Below are 17,187 nucleotides of genomic sequence, written 5' to 3' on the forward strand. Positions count from 1 at the left end.
GCCGCACCGGATCGGTGCGGCGGCCCTTCTCGGCCAGGGGGCAGGGGTCAGCGGACGTCGCCCATGAGCGACCGGATCTTCTTGCCGGCCGTCATGAAGGCCAGACCCGTCGCGACCGCGATGACGGCCCACAGCATGTAGTACATCGCGTCGCCCAGCGGCTCGTTGAGCTTGGTCGTCCAGCCGTTCAGGGCGTTGCCCGTCGCGGTGGCGAGGAACCACAGACCCATGATCTGGCCGACGAACTGCTTGGGCGCCAGCTTCGTCGACAGCGACAGACCGACCGGGGACAGGCACATCTCACCGATCGTCTGGACGAGGTAGACGCTCAGCAGCCAGAACACGGTGACCTTGCCGGTCTCGCTGTTGGCGGCCGCGGCACCGGCCAGGCCCATGATGGCGAACGAGCCGCCGATGAGCAGCATCGCCAGAGCGAACTTCATCGGGGTGCTGGGCTCGCGGTTGCGCTTGGCGAGCTTGACCCACAGCGCCGCGAAGAGCGGCGCGAGGATGATGACGAACGCCGGGTTCACCGACTGGTACCAGGAAGCGGGGAACTCCCAGCCGCCGATCATACGGTCGGTCTTGTTGTCCGCGAACAGCGTCAGCAGCGAACCGGACTGGTCGTAGATCATCCAGAAGAGCACGGCCGTGGCGAAGAACCACGCGAAGGCCTTGATCTTCGGCTTGTCCTCGGTCTGCAGTGCGGGGTTGCGGTACATCGAGACGAAGTACACGACCGGGACGACGATGCCGAGGACCGCCAGGACGTTGACGATGTGCTCGATGTCGTAGGTGCCGAGCATGATGTCGGCGAGCAGCGCGACGACCGCGAGACCGCTCCACAGCAGCACCTTGCGCAGAACGGTGCGCTTCTCCTCCGGCGTAGCCGGAGTCGCGGGCTCCTTGCCGATGTCACCGAGGTGGCGGCTGCCGAGGACGTACTGAACGACCGCCAGCGTCATACCGATACCGGCGACGGCGAAGCCGAGGTGCCAGTTGACGTTCTCACCCAGGTAGCCGACGACCAGCGGGGCGGCCATGCCGCCGATGTTGATCGCCATGTAGAAAAGCGTGAAGCCCGCGTCACGACGGGCGCTGGACTGCCCCTCGTACAGCCCGCCGACCATGGCGGAGATGTTCGGCTTCAGCAGGCCGGTGCCGGCGGCGATCAGGGCGAGGCCGGCGAAGAACGCCGAGTCCGACGGGATGGCCAGGGTGAAGTGGCCGAGGGCGATGATGATGCCGCCGACGAGGACGGCCTTGCGCGCGCCCCACAGACGGTCGGCGACCCATCCGCCCGGCATCGCGGCCATGTAGACGACGGCGTTGTAGACGCCGTAGATGGACGCGGCCAGCGCCTCGCGACCGGCCAGCGGACCGTCGAGAACACCCGCGACCAAGTAGAGGACGAGGATGCCGCGCATTCCGTACCAGGAAAAGCGCTCCCACATCTCCGTCATGAAGAGGGTGGCCATACCGCGGGGGTGGCCGAGGAAGGTCTTCTCGCCAGGAGTGGCCGAGTCCTTCGTCAGGCTGGACGCCATGGTCGATCCTTGCTTGCTCGGGACGCGACTGCCTCGTGAGCGGTTACGCGCCCGGTGGGGGGCGGCCGGCACCGGAGGCAAGCCGATCCACCCCACGCCCGAGGGGTTCGCTCCGTGTCGTGACGGAGGCGGGGACGGTCCGCACCGGGATCCACACCCCTGGCGCAACGTCGCGTCCGGGGCCCGGCCCACAGGTCATTCACTGCGCTCGGGGCCACAGGGCTCCGCGCAGAAAAGAGACCCTTGGCCGGCAGGCCAAAGGTCCCCGTGCAGTACAACAGGCGTCTCGCCACCATACGACACGACACAGTGGCATATGGAAGGACTTGAGAGATGGATCACAGGTTTTGCAGGAACCGTCTGCCCTGAATCGAAGGTCGTAACCATGATTGCATCCCAGTCCCGCAGGGTGGTTGGAAGACGCACCGAGGCGCACGTCACGCGGACTACCATCACCACATGACGCGTGTACTGCTCGCCGAGGACGACGCATCCATCTCGGAACCGCTGGCCCGGGCCCTGCGCCGAGAGGGCTACGAGGTCGAGGTGCGCGAGGACGGTCCGGCAGCGCTGGACGCCGGTCTGGCGGGCGGTGTCGACCTCGTGGTACTCGACCTCGGCCTGCCCGGCATGGACGGTCTGGAGGTGGCGAGAAGGCTCCGCTCGGAGGGCCACACCGTGCCGATCCTGGTGCTGACGGCGCGCGCGGACGAGGTGGACACGGTGGTGGGCCTGGACGCAGGCGCGGACGACTACGTGACGAAGCCCTTCCGCCTCGCGGAGCTGCTCGCCCGGGTCCGGGCGCTGCTGCGCCGCGGCGCGACGGAGCCGGCCCCGGCGCCCGCGACGCACGGGGTGCGGATCGACGTCGAGTCGCACCGGGCGTGGATGGGCGACGAGGAACTGCAGCTGACGGCGAAGGAGTTCGACCTGCTGCGGGTCCTGGTCCGCGACGCGGGCCGGGTGGTCACCCGCGACCAGCTGATGCGGGAGGTCTGGGACACGACGTGGTGGTCGTCCACGAAGACGCTGGACATGCACATCTCCTGGCTCCGTAAGAAGCTCGGCGACGACGCGGCGAACCCGCGGTACATCGCGACGGTGCGGGGTGTGGGTTTCCGCTTCGAGAAGAGCTGACGGAAGAGATCGGGCGCTCGGCGCGGCACCCGCGCCCCTGGCGGCGGCGGTGTCTGCGGGCCGCGCCGGTACCGGGCGGGGAACGATCGCGTGCGGCCCCCGCTCGACGGGAACACCCGGGGCACCGAGGAACACCGGAGCCCGGCAGGCAACAGCAGCGCTCAGCGGCGGCCGGCGGGCGGCTCCAGTGGGGAGCCCACGTCCCGGCCGGGGGCCGTGCTCGACGCAGAGCGACAGGCGGCGCGTAGAGGTCCCGCGCGCAGCGGGAACCGGGCCCGTGCGGCGGGAGGCACCGGCCTCGGCGAGGGCGACCGCGTCCCGTGCGGAGCATCAGCCTTGGTCAGAGCACCCGCGCTCAGCGCGGAGCCCACCGCCCGGCGGCGCGGGACCGCACCCGGCACGCAACCGCACCCGGCACGCAACCGCCCCCGGCACGCAACCGCACCCGGCGGTGGAGTCACCGCGCGGGCAGCGCACCCCGCACCGCCCCCAACACCCGCGCCCCGCCGAGAACGCCCCCCGCACGCCATAGGCTCGGTGTCGGCACCGTTCATCCCGCCCGGAGGGCATCTTGCGTCGACGGCTCATCAATTCCACGCTCGCCGTGGTTCTCGTCGTCATCGCCGTCTTCGGCGTGTCCCTCGTTCTCGTCGAGACCCGGACGATCAGCAACAGCGCCCAGGAGAGCGTCGACTCCGAGGCCGTGCGGCTCGTCAGCATCGTCGACAGCCGGCTCATCGGCGGTGAGCCCGTCAACCCCGACATCCTCGCCGACCAGAGCGGCGCACAGCGTTACGCCGTGATCGAGATCCCCGGGCGGCCGTCCATCGAGATCGGTGAGCGGCCCGAGGGCAGCGTCATCCGCGGCGTCGCCGAGGGGGAGCGCGGTGAGACCGTCACCGTCGAGGAGCCCCGCTCCTCCGTGACCCGCGAGGTCGGACGCACCCTCATGATCATCGGGGCCGTCGCGCTGCTCGCCGTCATCGCCGCCATCCTCCTCGCCGTACGGCAGGCGAACCGCCTCGCCTCCCCGCTCACCGACCTCGCCGAGACCGCCGAGCGCCTCGGCTCCGGCGACCCGCGCCCCCGTCACAAGCGGTACGGCGTCCCCGAGCTCGACCGGGTCGCCGACGTCCTGGACGCCAGCGCCGAGCGCATCGCGCGGATGCTCACCGCGGAGCGCCGGCTCGCCGCTGACGCCTCGCATCAGCTCCGTACGCCGCTGACAGCCCTGTCCATGCGGCTGGAGGAGATCTCGGAGACCGACGACCCGGCGACCGCGAAGGAGGAGGCGAGCGTCGCCCTCGCCCAGGTGGAGCGGCTCACCGACGTCGTGGAGCGGCTGCTCACGAACTCCCGAGACCCTCGTAGCGGCTCCGCGATCGCCTTCGACGTCGACGAGGTCGTGAAGCAGCAGATCGAGGAGTGGCGGCCGGCCTACCGGAGCGCGGGGCGAGCCGTGGTCTGCTCGGGGAAGACGGGTATGCGCGCGGTCGGCACCCCGGGCGCCGTCGCCCAGGTGCTGGCCGCGCTCATCGAGAACTCCCTGATGCACGGTGGCGGGACCGTGGCCCTGCGCACCCGTGTCACCGGCAATCAGGCCGTCATCGAGGTCACCGACGAGGGGCCGGGCGTGCCGGCCGACCTCGGCGCGCGGATCTTCGAGCGGACCATCAGCGGCCGCAACTCCACCGGCATCGGACTGGCCGTGGCGCGGGACCTCGCGGAGGCGGACGGCGGGCGGCTGGAGCTGTTGCAGCAGCATCCGCCGGTCTTCGCGCTCTTCCTCAGCCGGGTGGCCCGCAAGCCCAAGGACGACCCGCCGACGGTCAGATAGCCGGCACGGGTCGGCAGACAGCCGGCACCGGCCGGTTCAGGTGACGCGGCTCGCAGCGCGGCAGGGAAAGGCGCGCGGGCTCAGCGGCCCACCCGGTCCGGCTCCGCCGTGTGCTGTCCCAGGAACGATTCCGCGGTCTGCACCGCCTCGCGCGCGGGCAGCGCCCGGAAGACCCAGGTGCGGTAGGACCAGAAACGGAACAGCGTCGCGATGCCGATGCCGAGGAACTTGAAGATGTTGCTCTGCAGCGGGCTGTCCCAGCCGAAGCCGTACGTCGCCGTGTAGAGAATGCCGTTCTCGATGACCAGGCCGACCAGGCTGAACAGCAGGAAGAGCGTGAGCTCCTTGGTCCGGCGCGTCTTGTCGCGGTCCCGGTAGGTGAAGTACCGGAAACCCACGTAGTTGAACGCGATGGCGATCACGGTGGCCAGGACCGAGGCCCGGACCACGGGGAGCTCGGTGGTGTGCCGTACCAGGTTGAAAACGGCGAGATTGACGAGCAGCCCGGCGCCGCCGACCGCGCCGAACTTCGCGATCTCCCGCATGAGCTGATCGAGCCGCCCGCGTAGCGCTCCGCCTCGTTCACTCATAGTGAGAGTCCAGCCCATCAGATCGACAGCGTCATCCCCGTCATGCTAACCAGCCGCCTCCGCGGTTGCCCGGGCACATCGACAATCGTGTGGCGAGGCTGTGACACGGGCGGCAGGGCCGTGTGGAGCGGCGGATACCCTAGGAGAGTGACGTTCCCGGTAGTCGGCATGGTCGGCGGCGGTCAGCTCGCCCGTATGACCCACGAGGCGGGCATCCCCCTCGGCATCCGTTTCAAGCTCCTCAGTGACACCCCGCAGGACTCCGCGGCCCAGGTGGTCAGCGATGTCGTCATCGGCGACCATCGCGACCCGGACACCCTGCGTGAGTTCGCCCGCGGCTGCGATGTGATCACTTTTGATCATGAGCACGTCCCCATCGAGCACCTGCGCGCGCTGGAGGCGGACGGCATCCCCGTCCGGCCCGGTCCCGACGCGCTCGTGCACGCGCAGGACAAGGGCGTGATGCGCGCCAGGCTCATGGAACTCGGCGCGCCCTGCCCGCGCCACCGCATCGTGACCGACCCCGCCGACGTGTCCGCGTTCGCCGAGGAGGTCGGGGGCTTCCCCGTCATCCTGAAGACCGTGCGCGGCGGCTACGACGGCAAGGGCGTCTGGTTCGTCCGGTCGCAGGCGGACGCCGCCGACCCGTTCCGCGCGGGTGTGCCGGTCCTGGCCGAGGAGAAGGTCGACTTCGTCCGCGAGCTCGCCGCCAACATCGTGCGCTCCCCGCACGGCCAGGCCGTCGCGTACCCCGTCGTCGAGTCGCAGCAGGTCGACGGCGTCTGCGACACCGTCATCGCGCCCGCCCCCGGCCTCGACGAGGAGCTCGCCGGGCAGGCCCAGCAGCTCGCCCTGCGGATCGCGGGGGAGCTCGGTGTCGTCGGACATCTGGCGGTCGAGCTGTTCGAGACGGCCGACGGCCGCATCCTCGTCAACGAGCTGGCCATGCGCCCGCACAACAGCGGCCACTGGACCCAGGACGGCGCGATCACCTCCCAGTTCGCCAACCATGTGCGGGCCGTCCTCGACCTGCCGCTCGGCGACCCCCGCCCCCGTGCGCCCTGGACCGTGATGTGCAATGTCCTCGGCGGCGACTACCCGGACATGTACCAGGCGTATCTGCACTGCATGGCCCGGGACCCGCAGCTGAAGATCCATATGTATGGCAAGGACGTCAAGCCCGGCCGCAAGGTGGGGCATGTCAACACCTACGGCAACGATCTGGACGACGTGCTGGAGCGCGCCCGTCACGCGGCCGGCTATCTCAAGGGGACCATCGTCGAATGAGCAGCATGACCCGTACTGCCGTGGGCATCGTCATGGGATCCGACTCCGACTGGCCCGTGATGGAGGCGGCCGCGCAGGCTCTCGACGATTTCGAGATCCGCTACGAGGTCGACGTCGTCTCCGCGCACCGCATGCCGCGCGAGATGATCGCGTACGGCGAGAAGGCCGACTCCCGCGGCCTGAAGGTGATCATCGCGGGCGCGGGCGGCGCGGCCCATCTGCCCGGCATGCTCGCCTCCGTCAGCCCGCTGCCGGTCATCGGTGTCCCGGTCCCGCTGAAGTACCTCGACGGCATGGACTCGCTGCTGTCCATCGTGCAGATGCCGGCGGGTGTGCCGGTGGCCACGGTCTCGGTGGGCGGCGCGCGCAACGCGGGTCTGCTGGCCGCGCGCATTCTCGCCGTGCAGGACGCCGAACTGCTCTCCCGGATGCGGGAGTTCCAGCAGGAGCTGAACGACCAGGCCACCGACAAGGGCAAGCGCCTGCGCGCCAAGGTCGCAGGTGCGGACTCCTTCGGCTTCGGGAAGTAAGTGTCCATGACATCCCGCACGGATCACCTCGCCCGGGCGCGCGAGCTGCTCGCCGCCCACCCCGTCGTCGACGGTCACAACGACCTGCCCTGGGCGTTGCGCGAAAACGTCCGCTACGACCTGGACAAGCTCGACATCGCCGGGGACCAGACCGGCCGGCTCCACACCGACATCCCGCGGCTGCGGGCCGGCGGGGTCGGCGCCCAGTTCTGGTCCGTGTACGTCCGCTCCGACATGTCCGGCGAGGACGCCGTCAGCGCGACGCTGGAGCAGATCGACGGCGTGCAGCAGCTGCTCAGCCGCTACCCCGCGGACCTGGCGCCCGCGCTGAGCGCCGGCGACATGGAGAAGGCGCGCGGCGAGGGCCGCATCGCCTCGCTGATGGGAGCCGAGGGTGGCCACTCCATCAACAACTCCCTGGCGACGCTGCGCGCGCTGCACACGCTCGGCGTGCGCTACATGACGCTCACCCACAACGACAACACCGCCTGGGCGGACTCGGCGACGGACGAGCCCGGCGTCGGCGGCCTCTCCGCCTTCGGGCGCGAGGTCGTCCGTGAGATGAACCGCGCCGGGATGCTGGTCGACCTCTCGCACGTCGCGGCCTCGACCATGCGGGACGCGCTCGACACCTCGGTGGCCCCGGTCCTCTTCTCGCACTCGTCGGCCCGGGCGGTCTGCGACCACGTCCGCAACATCCCGGACGACGTGCTGGAGCGGCTCGCGGACAACGGGGGTGTGGCGATGGCCACGTTCGTGCCGAAGTTCATCCTGCCCGCCGCCGGCGACTGGACCCGGGCCGCGGACGAGAACCTGCGGGCGCACGGCTTCCACCACCTCGACACCACACCCGAGGCGATGAAGCTGCACCAGGCCTTCGAGGAGGCGAACCCACGGCCCGCCGCCACCGCGTCCACGGTCGCCGACCATCTCGACCACATGCGGGAGACCGCGGGCGTCGACCACATCGGCATCGGCGGCGACTTCGACGGGACGGCGTTCACCCCCGCCGGACTGGACGACGTGGCCGGCTATCCGAACCTCGTCGCGGAGCTGCTCCGGCGGAACTGGTCCGAGGCGGACCTCGCGAAGCTCACCTGGCGGAACGCCGTGCGCGTCCTGGCGGACGCGGAGGCGGTGGCACGGGACGAGCAGGCCCGACGCGGACCGTCCAACGCGACGATCGACGAGCTCGACGGCTAGGGCCTGCCGTTCGGATCGTGCCGGGCTCGCGCGCCCCGGCACGCACTGAGCGGTAGCTCTTCGGGCACGGGAGGTTACCCCCTCGCCGGGTTGTTGTCGGTCGCCGACGGGCCCCGTAGCGCCAGGCAGGGGGTGCTTCCGCCCGTAGCCCAGGCCGGGGGTACCCCCGCCTCGGGCATGCGAGGTACCCCCTCGCCGGCAACCCGACGAGGTACCCCCTCGCTGGGTTGTTGTCGGTCGCCGACGGGCCCCGTAGCGCCAGGCAGCGGGTGCTTCCGCCCGTAGCCCGGGCGCGGGCGGTGCTCCCGCCTCGGGCACGCGAGGTACCCCCTCGCTGGGTTGTTGTCGGTCGTCGACGGGCCCCGTAGCGCCAGGCAGGGGGTGCCTCCGCCCGTAGCCCAGGCCGGGGGTACCCCACCCGGCCCGTTGCCCAGGCGCGGGTGCCTCCCCCGTTGCCCAGGCGCGGGTGCCTCCACCCGTAGCCCCAGGCGCGGGCGGTGCCCCGCCGCGTCGGCTCCCTCGTCGCCCTGCGATCGCACGCAGCCAGGCCGTCCCCCTATGCCCTGCGGGCGCGGCGGCCCCGCTCGCCGACCGTGCCTGATCCGAACGACAGCCGACAGCCCTTGGCCTGTCCCGCCGAGGGCCCGTGACCGCGAGCCCTTCGACGACGGGCCCCGGGAGACGGGCACCGCCCCGTACGCCCGAACGCTCCGTCCGCCGCGACCCCTCGCCGCTCCCGTGCCACGGTGGCCGTACGGCCCGCCGTCGGAGCACGGAGCAGCACGGAGCAGCACATGGCAGATCTTCAGGACGAGCCCCAGACCGCCTCGGTTGCGGTCGGCGACATCGATGACGTCCGCGACAGCGATGAAGTCCGCGACGTCGACGTCCGCGACTCCGCGGAGGCGGCCGGCCGTGCCCCCGCGGAGCCCGCCGACGCCCCAGCCGCCGAGGGCCCGGGACCTCTGGAACGCGCCCGCGAACTGCTCGCGCGGTACCCCGTCGTCGACGGCTGCAACGGCCTCGCCCACGCGCTGAGGGAGATGGCGCACTACGACCTGGAGGAAGGCGAGAGCCTTCTGGAGACGGACATCCCGCGGCTGCGCGACGGGGGAGTGGGTGCGCTGTTCTGGTCGCTCCTGACGCCACCCGGGCTCGCCGGGGACCGTGCGCTGGCCACGACCCTGGAACACATCGACCTCATCCGGTCCGTGGTGGAGGCCCACCCCGAGGCCCTGCGGCCGGCGCGGAGCGCCGACGAACTCGCCCACGCACGCAACTGCGGCCGTATCGCCGGTCTGCTCGGCCCGGTCTCGGGCCCGGCGCTCGCCGACTCGCTGGGCACGCTGCGCGCGTACCAGGCCCTCGGCGTCCGCAGCGCGGCCCTCGCGGGCACCCGCTGGACCCAGCGCGGCGGCCTGACGCCCTTCGGCCACGAAGTCGTACGCGAGATGAACCGTCTCGGCATGCTGGTGGACCTCTCCGGCTGCACCCCCGAGACCATGCACCGGACCCTTGTGGTCACCCGGGCCCCGGCGATCATCTCGCAGCACCCGACGCGGGTCCCCGACGACGTCCTGCGGCAACTGCGGGCCAACGGAGGCGTGTGCATGGCGGTCTGCACGGCCGCCTCGGTCCCCGAGACGGCCGATCTGCTGGACCACGTCCGCGACACGGCCGGCCCCCGGACGACGGCCCTCACAGGCGCCTACGACACGGGGGCCGCGCACGCCCCCGGCCTCGGGGACGTCTCGTGCTACCCCCGCCTGATCGCCGAACTGCTCGAACGGGGCTGGCCGGAGGCCGACATCGAGGCGCTCACCTGGTCGAACGTGCACCGGGTGCTGCGGGACGCCGAGTTCGTCGCGCGGGCGACGCAGGCGAGGCGGCCGGCGTCGACGGCGCGACTGACCACGCTGGACGCGTAGGAGTCCCGCTCCTCTGCCCCTGCTTGTGCCTCCTTCAGCGGAGGCGGCGCGAGATCAGTTCGCGCAGAGGCAGAACGGGTGCCCGGCCGGGTCGGCGTAGACGCGGAAGGGGCGGGACCGGTCGTCCGCCTCCAGCACCGTCGCGCCGAGCGCCAGGACCTGCTTCTCGGCCGCGTCCATGTCGTCGACCATCAGGTCCAGATGGAACTGCTGGGAGTCGTCCGGCGCGGGCCACTTCGGCGGTACGTGACCGGGCGCGGCCTGGAAGGCGAGCGAGGTGCCGGTGGCGCCCACCAGGGTCACCCAGCCCGTGCCGTCGTTCTCGATCTCGCCGCCCAGCACCTCGGCGTAGAAGCGGCCGAGTGCGACGGGGTCGGGACAGTCCAGTACGACCGTGCCCAGGGTGGCGATGGCCATGGTTCCTCCTCGATCGGAATGCGGAGCCGGCGGCGCCTGTTGGCGCAGTTACCGTTACGTCGGCTCAACTGGTAACCGTTACTGCATGGTCCCGCATCGGAGGTAACGTCGCAACCATGAGCGAGAGGGCAGTCGCACCCGGCGGCCTGGCGCTGGTCGAAGCGCTGGTCAACACGCTTGACGTCGAATCCGGCAAGGACGCCCTCGACACCCCGGAGGGGCGCGCCGCCCACGGCCTCGCCGAGAACGAGGTCGCCGCGGCACGGGAACTGCGTGAGGCCCTGCGCGGGGCCTGTCTCGCGCACGCGGGCCACCGGCCGGCAGGCGGCCCACCGCCCACGGCCCTCGACGGGCTCCTCGCGGCGGCGCCTTTGCTGGTCACGGTGGCCGAGGACGGCACGGCCGCCCTGCGCCCGGCGGCGCCGGGCAGCCTGACCTCACGGGTCGCGGAAGCGATCGCGGCAGCCGTGGCGGACGGCACATGGGCACGGCTGAAGGCGTGCGAGGCCGAGGACTGCCAGTGGGCGTACTACGACCGGAGTCCGTCGGGGCGGCGCCGCTGGTGCTCGATGTCGGTGTGCGGGGCGCGCGCCAAGATGCGTACGTACCGGGCCCGCCGCACGACGGCCGGCTGAGCCCGGAAGATTCCCCGGCTCGGATCCCGCTCAGCGCTCCGGGCACCCGAGGCCCGGCTCGGCGTTCCCGTACGCAGCCCTACGGCGCAAGCCTGCTCAGCGCTCCGGGCACCCGAGCCGCGGCTCAGTTCCGGCTCGGCGCTCCCGTACGGAGGCCCCGGCGCAAGCCTGCTCAGCGGCCCGGGCACCCGAGCCGCGGCTCAGCTCCCGCTCGGTGCTCCCGTACGCAGCCCCACGGCGCCGGCCCGGTCAGGCCTTCGGGCGGCCCATCGCCCGGTAGGTCCAGCCGGCCTCGCGCCACTTCACGCTGTCCAGCGCGTTGCGGCCGTCCAGGACGATCCGGCTCGAGGTGACCGCGCCCAGCTCCGCCGGGTCCAGCTCGCGGAACTCGCGCCACTCCGTCAGATGCAGCACCACATCCGCACCCCGGACCGCGTCCAGCGCCGAGTCCGCGTAGCCGAGGGTGGGGAACAACCGCCGCGCGTTCTCCATGCCCTTGGGGTCGTAGACCGTGACCTGACCGCCCTGGAGATGGATCTGGCCCGCCACGTTCAGCGCGGGCGAGTCGCGGACGTCGTCCGAGTCGGGCTTGAACGCCGCGCCCAGCACCGCGACCCGCTTGCCGAGGAAGGAGTCGCCGCCGACCGCGTCCCTGGCCAGCTCCACCATGTGCCCGCGGCGCCGCATGTTGATCGAGTCGACCTCCCGCAGGAAGGTCAGCGCCTGGTCGGCGCCCAGCTCACCGGCGCGGGCCATGAAGGCGCGGATGTCCTTCGGCAGACAGCCACCGCCGAAGCCGATGCCCGCCCGAAGGAACTTGGAGCCGATGCGCTCGTCGTAACCGATGGCCTCGGCCAGCTTCACCACGTCGCCGTCGGCGGCCTCGCAGACCTCGGCCATGGCGTTGATGAAGGAGATCTTCGTCGCCAGGAACGAGTTCGCCGAGGTCTTCACCAGCTCCGCCGTCGGGAAGTCCGTCACCACGAACGGCGACCCTTCCGAGACCGGCGTGCGGTACACCTCGCGCAGCAGCTTCTCCGAGCGCTCGCTCTCCACACCGACCACGATCCGGTCGGGGTGCAGCGTGTCCTGGACCGCGAAGCCCTCACGCAGGAACTCCGGGTTCCACGCCAGCTCGGCGTCGGCGCCCACCGGCGACAGCTCCGCGAGCAGCGCCGACAGCCGGGCCGCGCTGCCCACCGGCACGGTGGACTTGCCGACCACCAGGGCGGGGCGCTTCAACTGCGGGGCGAGCGAGGTGAAGGCGCGGTCCACGAAGGACATGTCGCAGGCGTACTCGCCGTGCTTCTGCGGGGTGTTCACACAGACGAAGTGGATGTCGCCGAACTCGCCGACCTCCTCCCAGGAGTTCGTGAAGCGCAGCCGTCCGCTGGAGCCCTCGATCCCGGCGACGTGCTTCGCCAGCAGCTCCTCGAGCCCCGGTTCGTACATCGGGACCCGGCCGGCGGAGAGCATCTCGATCTTCTCCGGGACGACGTCGAGCCCCAGCACCTCGAAGCCCAGCTCCGCCATGGCCGCGGCGTGCGTGGCGCCGAGGTAGCCGGTGCCGATCACGGTGATCTTGAGGGCCATGCGGTGCTCCAGAGAATTGCGCGGCAAGAATGCGACCCGAGCATAGCCGCGCCGCCGCCGGGGCACTTTTCCGCTGTCGCCAAACTCACGTATGCCGATGGGCAGTGGGGCCTCTAAAATTGGGTTACTTAACGGTAGTTAGCACGCTTGGGGAGTGAGAGAAGTGGCCGGATCGACCGGTAACGCGGCTTTTGACCTGTACCGCCCGTCCGAAGAGCACGACATGCTCCGTGACGCGATCCGTTCGCTGGCCGAGGCGAAGATCGCTCCCTTCGCGGCCGAGGTCGACGAGCAGGCGCGCTTCCCGCGCGAGGCCCTCGACGCTCTCGTCTCCAACGACCTGCACGCCGTCCACGTCCCCGAGGAGTACGGCGGCGCCGGCGCGGACGCGCTGGCCACCGTGATCGTCATCGAGGAGGTCGCCCGTGTCTGCGTCTCCTCCTCCCTGATCCCGGCCGTGAACAAGCTCGGCTCCCTCCCGGTGATCCTGTCCGGCTCCGAGGACCTGAAGAAGAAGTACCTGGGCCCGCTCGCGAAGGGCGACGCGATGTTCTCGTACGCCCTCTCCGAGCCGGACGCGGGCTCCGACGCCGCCGGCATGAAGACCAAGGCCGTACGCGACGGCGACTTCTGGGTCCTCAACGGCGTGAAGCGCTGGATCACCAACGCCGGTGAGTCCGAGTACTACACGGTGATGGCCGTCACGGACCCGACGAAGCGTTCCAAGGGCATCTCGGCGTTCGTCGTCGAGAAGGGCGACGAGGGTGTCTCCTTCGGCGCCCCGGAGAGGAAGCTCGGCATCAAGGGCTCCCCGACCCGCGAGGTCTACCTCGACAACGTCCGCATCCCGGCGGACCGCATGATCGGCGAGGAGGGCACGGGCTTCGCGACCGCGATGAAGACCCTTGACCACACCCGCATCACGATCGCGGCCCAGGCACTCGGCGTCGCCCAGGGCGCCCTCGACTACGCCAAGGGCTACGTCCAGGAGCGCAAGCAGTTCGGCAAGCCGATCGCGGACTTCCAGGGCATCCAGTTCATGCTCGCCGACATGGCGATGAAGCTGGAGGCGGCGCGTCAGCTCACGTACTCGGCGGCGGCCAAGTCGGAGCGGGTGGACGGCGACCTGACCTTCTTCGGCGCGGCGGCGAAGTGCTTCGCCTCCGACGTGGCGATGGAGGTCACCACGGACGCGGTGCAGCTGCTCGGCGGCTACGGATACACCCGTGACTACCCGCTGGAGCGCATGATGCGCGACGCGAAGATCACCCAGATCTACGAGGGCACGAACCAGGTCCAGCGCATTGTCATGGCAAGGAACCTGCCGTAGTCCGGCTGCTTCCCGGTCACCGCGGGTTTCGGAGGCACCTCGCACGCGCGGGGTGCCTCTCGTCGTCGAGGGGCCGAGGGACGCGTACGACGGAACCCGGCCGCTCGCGCCGAGCGGCCCGCACGCGCCCCGTCAGCCGTCCGACGGTCAGCCGCCGGACCGTCAGCCGCCCCCGCGGGCGTTCAGCCGGGCCGCCTGGCGGGTCAGGTGGTGCCGTTCCGCGAGGTTGGACGCCTTGTGGGCCGCCTCCGCGTAGAGGCGGGCCGCCGTCGGCAGATCGCCGTCCCGCTCGTGGAGGTACGCCGACACCGCGGTGTGGCGGGGCAGGCTGTCGTCCAGTGCCGCGAGCGCCGCGAGGCCTGCGCGTGGGCCGTCGGCCTCGCCCACGGCCACCGCACGGTTCAGGCGGACGACCGGACTGTCCGTCAGACGCGTGAGTTCGTCGTACCACTCGACGATCTGCACCCAGTCGGTCTCCTCGGCCGTGGGCGCGTCCGCGTGGAGTGCCGCGACGGCGGCCTGGGCCTGGAACTCGCCCAACCGGTCGCGGGCGAGGGCCGCCTGAAGGATCACGACGCCCTCCGCGATCGCCGCCGTGTTCCACCGGCCGCGGTCCTGTTCGGCGAGCGGCACCAGGCTGCCGTCGGGCGCGGTCCGGGCGGCGCGCCGGGCGTGGTGGAGCAGCATGAGGGCCAGCAGGCCCGCCACTTCGGGGTGGTCGACAGCGGCCGCGAGCTGCCGGGTGAGCCGGATGGCCTCGGCGGCGAGGTCGACGTCGCCGGAGTAGCCCTCGTTGAAGACCAGATAGAGGACGCGCAGCACGGTGGCGACATCGCCGGGCTGGTCGAAGCGCACGCCGGAGACGGTGCGCTTGGCCCGGCTGATCCGCTGCGCCATGGTCGCTTCCGGCACCAGGTAGGCCTGGGCGATCTGGCGCGTGGTCAGCCCGCCCACGGCGCGCAGGGTGAGCGCGACCGCGGACGACGGCGTCAACGACGGATGGGCGCACAGGAAGTAGAGCTGGAGCGTGTCGTCCGCCGCGGGCACGGAGCCCGGCGCCGGTTCCTCCTCGACGAGCTCCTCACGCCGACGGCGTGCGGTGTCCGAGCGGGTGGCGTCGAGGAACTTGCGCCAGGCCACGGTGATCAGCCAGCCCTTCGCGTCCCGCGGAGGGTCGGCGGGCCAGACACGGACGGCCTCGACCAGTGCGTCCTGCACGGCGTCCTCAGCCGCCGCGAAGTCGGCTCCGCGGCGGATGAGGACGGTGAGCACACTGGGCGTGAGGCTCCGGATCAGGGCCTCGTTCATCGATGGGGGCACTCCGTGATGGTGGGGTGCGGGCCCAGGAACGGACGCAGCTCGAGCCACTCGTGGATCGGCTTGCCGCCCGCCCCGGGGGCGGCCGACAGCTCCCCGGCCAGCTCGACGGCGCGCTGGTAGCTGTCGACGTCGATCACCATCCAGCCGGCGATCAGGTCCTTGGTCTCGGCGAACGGGCCGTCGGTGACCGGCGGACGCCCCTCGCCGTCGTAGCGGACGAATGTTCCCTCGGGGGCGAGCGCCTGGCCGTCGACGAACTCGCCGGTCTGCTCCAGCCGGGCCGCGAAGTCGCTCATGTACCGCACGTGGGCCGAGATCTCGTCCGGCGTCCACTGGTCCATGGGCACGTCGTTGGCCGGAGCCGGGGCGCCACGGTAGTGCTTGAGCAGCAGGTACTTCGCCATCGTGGATCTCTCCTCGGTGTGGTTGCGACCCATTGTGGTCGCCTTCACCCCGGGGACGGAGCGGGGCGCGGGTTCTCGACATCGCTCGGCATCACCGCCGTGAGATTTTCGGCCGGACACGGAAGGGCCCGCCGCGCGGTCTCACGCGGCGGGCCCTTCCCCAGGCGGTCAGGACACCGTCAGTTACCGGTGACCGTGACCTTCTCGTCGTTCTCGAGCTGCTCCACGAGCTGCTTCACCTTCGCCTTGTCCCAGACGAGGTTGCCGCCCCTGGTGCCGGAGATCGGCATGTTCAGCGACGTGCCCTCGCCGCCCGTGACGCCCTTCATCGCGAAGAACATCTGGCCCAGCGACCAGAGCGACATGTCCTTGTCCACGATCAGGGTGTCCAGGCCCGCGCCCATGGTCGGGTAGAGCTTGAAGGGGTTCAGGATGGTGCTCGGCGTCGCCGCCTGGGAGGCCAGGGCCGCGAGGAACTTCTGCTGGTTCTTCGTACGGTCCAGGTCGCTGCCCGCGAAGGCGTAGCGCGTCCGGACGAACGCCAGCGCCTGCTCGCCGTCCAGCGTCTGCTTGCCGGCCTGGAAGTCGGCGCCCGACTTCTTGTCCTTGAAGGCCTTCGGGATGTCCATCTCGACACCGCCGAGCGCGTCCACGATGCCCGCGAAGCCGGCGAAGCCGATCTCGACGTAGTGGTCGATGCGCAGACCCGTGTTGTGCTCGACCGTACGGACGAGCAGCTCCGGGCCGTCCTCGGCGTACGCGGCGTTCAGCTTGACCCTGCGCCCGGTGTTCGGGAAGAACTTGCCGGACTCGGAGCCCTTGAACGACGGTATCTCGACGTCCGAGTCACGCGGCAGCGAGATCAGCGTCGGGCCGTTCGAGCCGTCGTGCAGGATCATCATCGAGTCGGTCCGCTTGCCCTCGGCCGAGCCGGTGTGGAGCTTCTTCTTGTCCTCGGCCGACATGCCCTCACGGCTGTCGGACCCGACGATCAGGTAGTTGGTGCCGTCGCCGGCGCCCGGACGCTCGATGACCTTGGCGAGGTCGACCTCGCGCTTGAGCTTGCCGTCGGCCCAGAAGTACGTGCCGATCGTGACCGCGAGCAGCGCCACGACCAGGACGAGCGAGCCGATCTTGATCCGGCGCCGCCAGTCCGGGCCGTAACCGCGCGGTGCGCCGCCCTGGGGCGGCGGGCCGCCGGGACCGCCGGGCGGAGAGCCATAGACCTGGCCCGTGTTGTAGCCGCTGTCGTAGGGGGCGTCGTCGTAGCCCTGCGACTGCTGCTGCGGGACCGGCCGTCGCTGCACATGGCGCATCACGCGAGCGCCCTCGGGCTGAGAGCCCTGGCTGCCGCGTCCGTATCCTTCGGGCCAATCGTTCATGGCGACCAGTGTGCCGGGGGGACCTCGCGCCTTACAGAGGGGGTGGG

General features: G+C 71.1%; 15 protein-coding genes. 8 read left to right on the forward strand and 7 right to left on the reverse strand.

What is annotated here, in order from left to right; genetic code table 11:
• Positions 1-47: 47 nt before the first annotated feature.
• Positions 48-1,547 carry a peptide MFS transporter gene (locus ABTX78_RS32700; protein ID WP_352210406.1) on the reverse strand — a complete coding sequence of 500 codons (1,500 nt, stop codon included), beginning with the start codon at positions 1,545-1,547 and terminating at the stop codon, positions 48-50.
• Positions 1,548-2,006: 459 nt separating this feature from the next.
• On the opposite strand from ABTX78_RS32700, the gene ABTX78_RS32705 reads away from it, so the two are divergent.
• Together ABTX78_RS32705 and ABTX78_RS32710 are read left to right on the forward strand one after the other, a co-directional pair.
• Positions 2,007-2,684 (forward strand): response regulator transcription factor, encoded by a 678-nt coding sequence (locus tag ABTX78_RS32705; protein WP_313945949.1) that lies wholly within the window; start codon positions 2,007-2,009, stop codon positions 2,682-2,684.
• 571 nt (positions 2,685-3,255) lie between these two features.
• A complete protein-coding gene (locus ABTX78_RS32710) occupies positions 3,256-4,521 on the forward strand; it encodes a sensor histidine kinase (RefSeq protein WP_352210407.1) in 1,266 nt (421 codons plus the stop codon).
• Between the two features lie 80 nt (positions 4,522-4,601).
• On the opposite strand, the gene ABTX78_RS32715 is transcribed toward ABTX78_RS32710, so the two are convergent.
• Positions 4,602-5,111 carry a GtrA family protein gene (locus ABTX78_RS32715; protein WP_352210408.1) on the reverse strand — a complete coding sequence of 170 codons (510 nt, stop codon included), beginning with the start codon at positions 5,109-5,111 and terminating at the stop codon, positions 4,602-4,604.
• A 42-nt stretch (positions 5,112-5,153) separates the two neighbouring features.
• Between ABTX78_RS32715 and ABTX78_RS32720 the strand changes: the two genes are divergently transcribed.
• The 4 genes from ABTX78_RS32720 (at position 5,154) to ABTX78_RS32735 (ending at position 10,059) form a co-directional block, all read left to right on the forward strand.
• Positions 5,154-6,398 (forward strand): 5-(carboxyamino)imidazole ribonucleotide synthase, encoded by a 1,245-nt coding sequence (locus ABTX78_RS32720; protein ID WP_502994031.1) that lies wholly within the window; start codon positions 5,154-5,156, stop codon positions 6,396-6,398.
• Between the two features lie 5 nt (positions 6,399-6,403).
• Complete coding sequence (purE, locus tag ABTX78_RS32725; RefSeq protein ID WP_502994035.1) at positions 6,404-6,928, forward strand: 5-(carboxyamino)imidazole ribonucleotide mutase; 525 nt, start codon at positions 6,404-6,406, stop codon at positions 6,926-6,928.
• Positions 6,929-6,934: 6 nt separating this feature from the next.
• Entirely contained in the window at positions 6,935-8,131 is a 1,197-nt protein-coding gene (locus tag ABTX78_RS32730) for a dipeptidase (protein ID WP_352210411.1), read from the forward strand.
• Positions 8,132-8,925: 794 nt separating this feature from the next.
• Entirely contained in the window at positions 8,926-10,059 is a 1,134-nt protein-coding gene (locus ABTX78_RS32735; protein WP_352210412.1) for a membrane dipeptidase, read from the forward strand.
• A gap of 54 nt (positions 10,060-10,113) precedes the next feature.
• Here the strand turns inward: ABTX78_RS32735 and ABTX78_RS32740 are convergent, their stop codons facing one another.
• On the reverse strand, positions 10,114-10,476 hold the full coding sequence (locus ABTX78_RS32740) for a VOC family protein (protein WP_352210413.1): 363 nt from the start codon (positions 10,474-10,476) through the stop codon (positions 10,114-10,116).
• Positions 10,477-10,592: 116 nt separating this feature from the next.
• Between ABTX78_RS32740 and ABTX78_RS32745 the strand changes: the two genes are divergently transcribed.
• Entirely contained in the window at positions 10,593-11,111 is a 519-nt protein-coding gene (locus tag ABTX78_RS32745) for a CGNR zinc finger domain-containing protein (RefSeq protein WP_352210414.1), read from the forward strand.
• A 249-nt stretch (positions 11,112-11,360) separates the two neighbouring features.
• On the opposite strand, the gene ABTX78_RS32750 is transcribed toward ABTX78_RS32745, so the two are convergent.
• Positions 11,361-12,704: a UDP-glucose dehydrogenase family protein gene (locus tag ABTX78_RS32750; protein WP_352210415.1), complete on the reverse strand. Its 1,344-nt coding sequence runs from the start codon at positions 12,702-12,704 to the stop codon at positions 11,361-11,363.
• A gap of 163 nt (positions 12,705-12,867) precedes the next feature.
• Here ABTX78_RS32750 and ABTX78_RS32755 point away from each other — a divergent pair, with 163 nt between their 5' ends.
• Positions 12,868-14,034 carry an acyl-CoA dehydrogenase gene (locus ABTX78_RS32755; RefSeq protein ID WP_502994032.1) on the forward strand — a complete coding sequence of 389 codons (1,167 nt, stop codon included), beginning with the start codon at positions 12,868-12,870 and terminating at the stop codon, positions 14,032-14,034.
• Positions 14,035-14,196: 162 nt separating this feature from the next.
• Here ABTX78_RS32755 and ABTX78_RS32760 read toward each other — a convergent pair whose 3' ends face one another.
• The 3 genes from ABTX78_RS32760 to ABTX78_RS32770 form a co-directional block, all read right to left on the reverse strand.
• A complete protein-coding gene (locus ABTX78_RS32760; RefSeq protein WP_352210417.1) occupies positions 14,197-15,342 on the reverse strand; it encodes an RNA polymerase sigma factor in 1,146 nt (381 codons plus the stop codon).
• Complete coding sequence (locus ABTX78_RS32765; RefSeq protein WP_352210418.1) at positions 15,339-15,758, reverse strand: YciI family protein; 420 nt, start codon at positions 15,756-15,758, stop codon at positions 15,339-15,341. Before ABTX78_RS32765 ends, ABTX78_RS32760 begins: the two co-directional genes overlap by 4 nt.
• Positions 15,759-15,937: 179 nt before the next feature.
• On the reverse strand, positions 15,938-17,140 hold the full coding sequence (locus ABTX78_RS32770; RefSeq protein ID WP_352210419.1) for an LCP family protein: 1,203 nt from the start codon (positions 17,138-17,140) through the stop codon (positions 15,938-15,940).
• Positions 17,141-17,187: the final 47 nt, after the last annotated feature.

This window comes from Streptomyces sp. NPDC096193, assembly GCF_040302905.1.
In the GTDB taxonomy this organism is placed as follows: Bacteria; Actinomycetota; Actinomycetes; order Streptomycetales; family Streptomycetaceae; genus Streptomyces.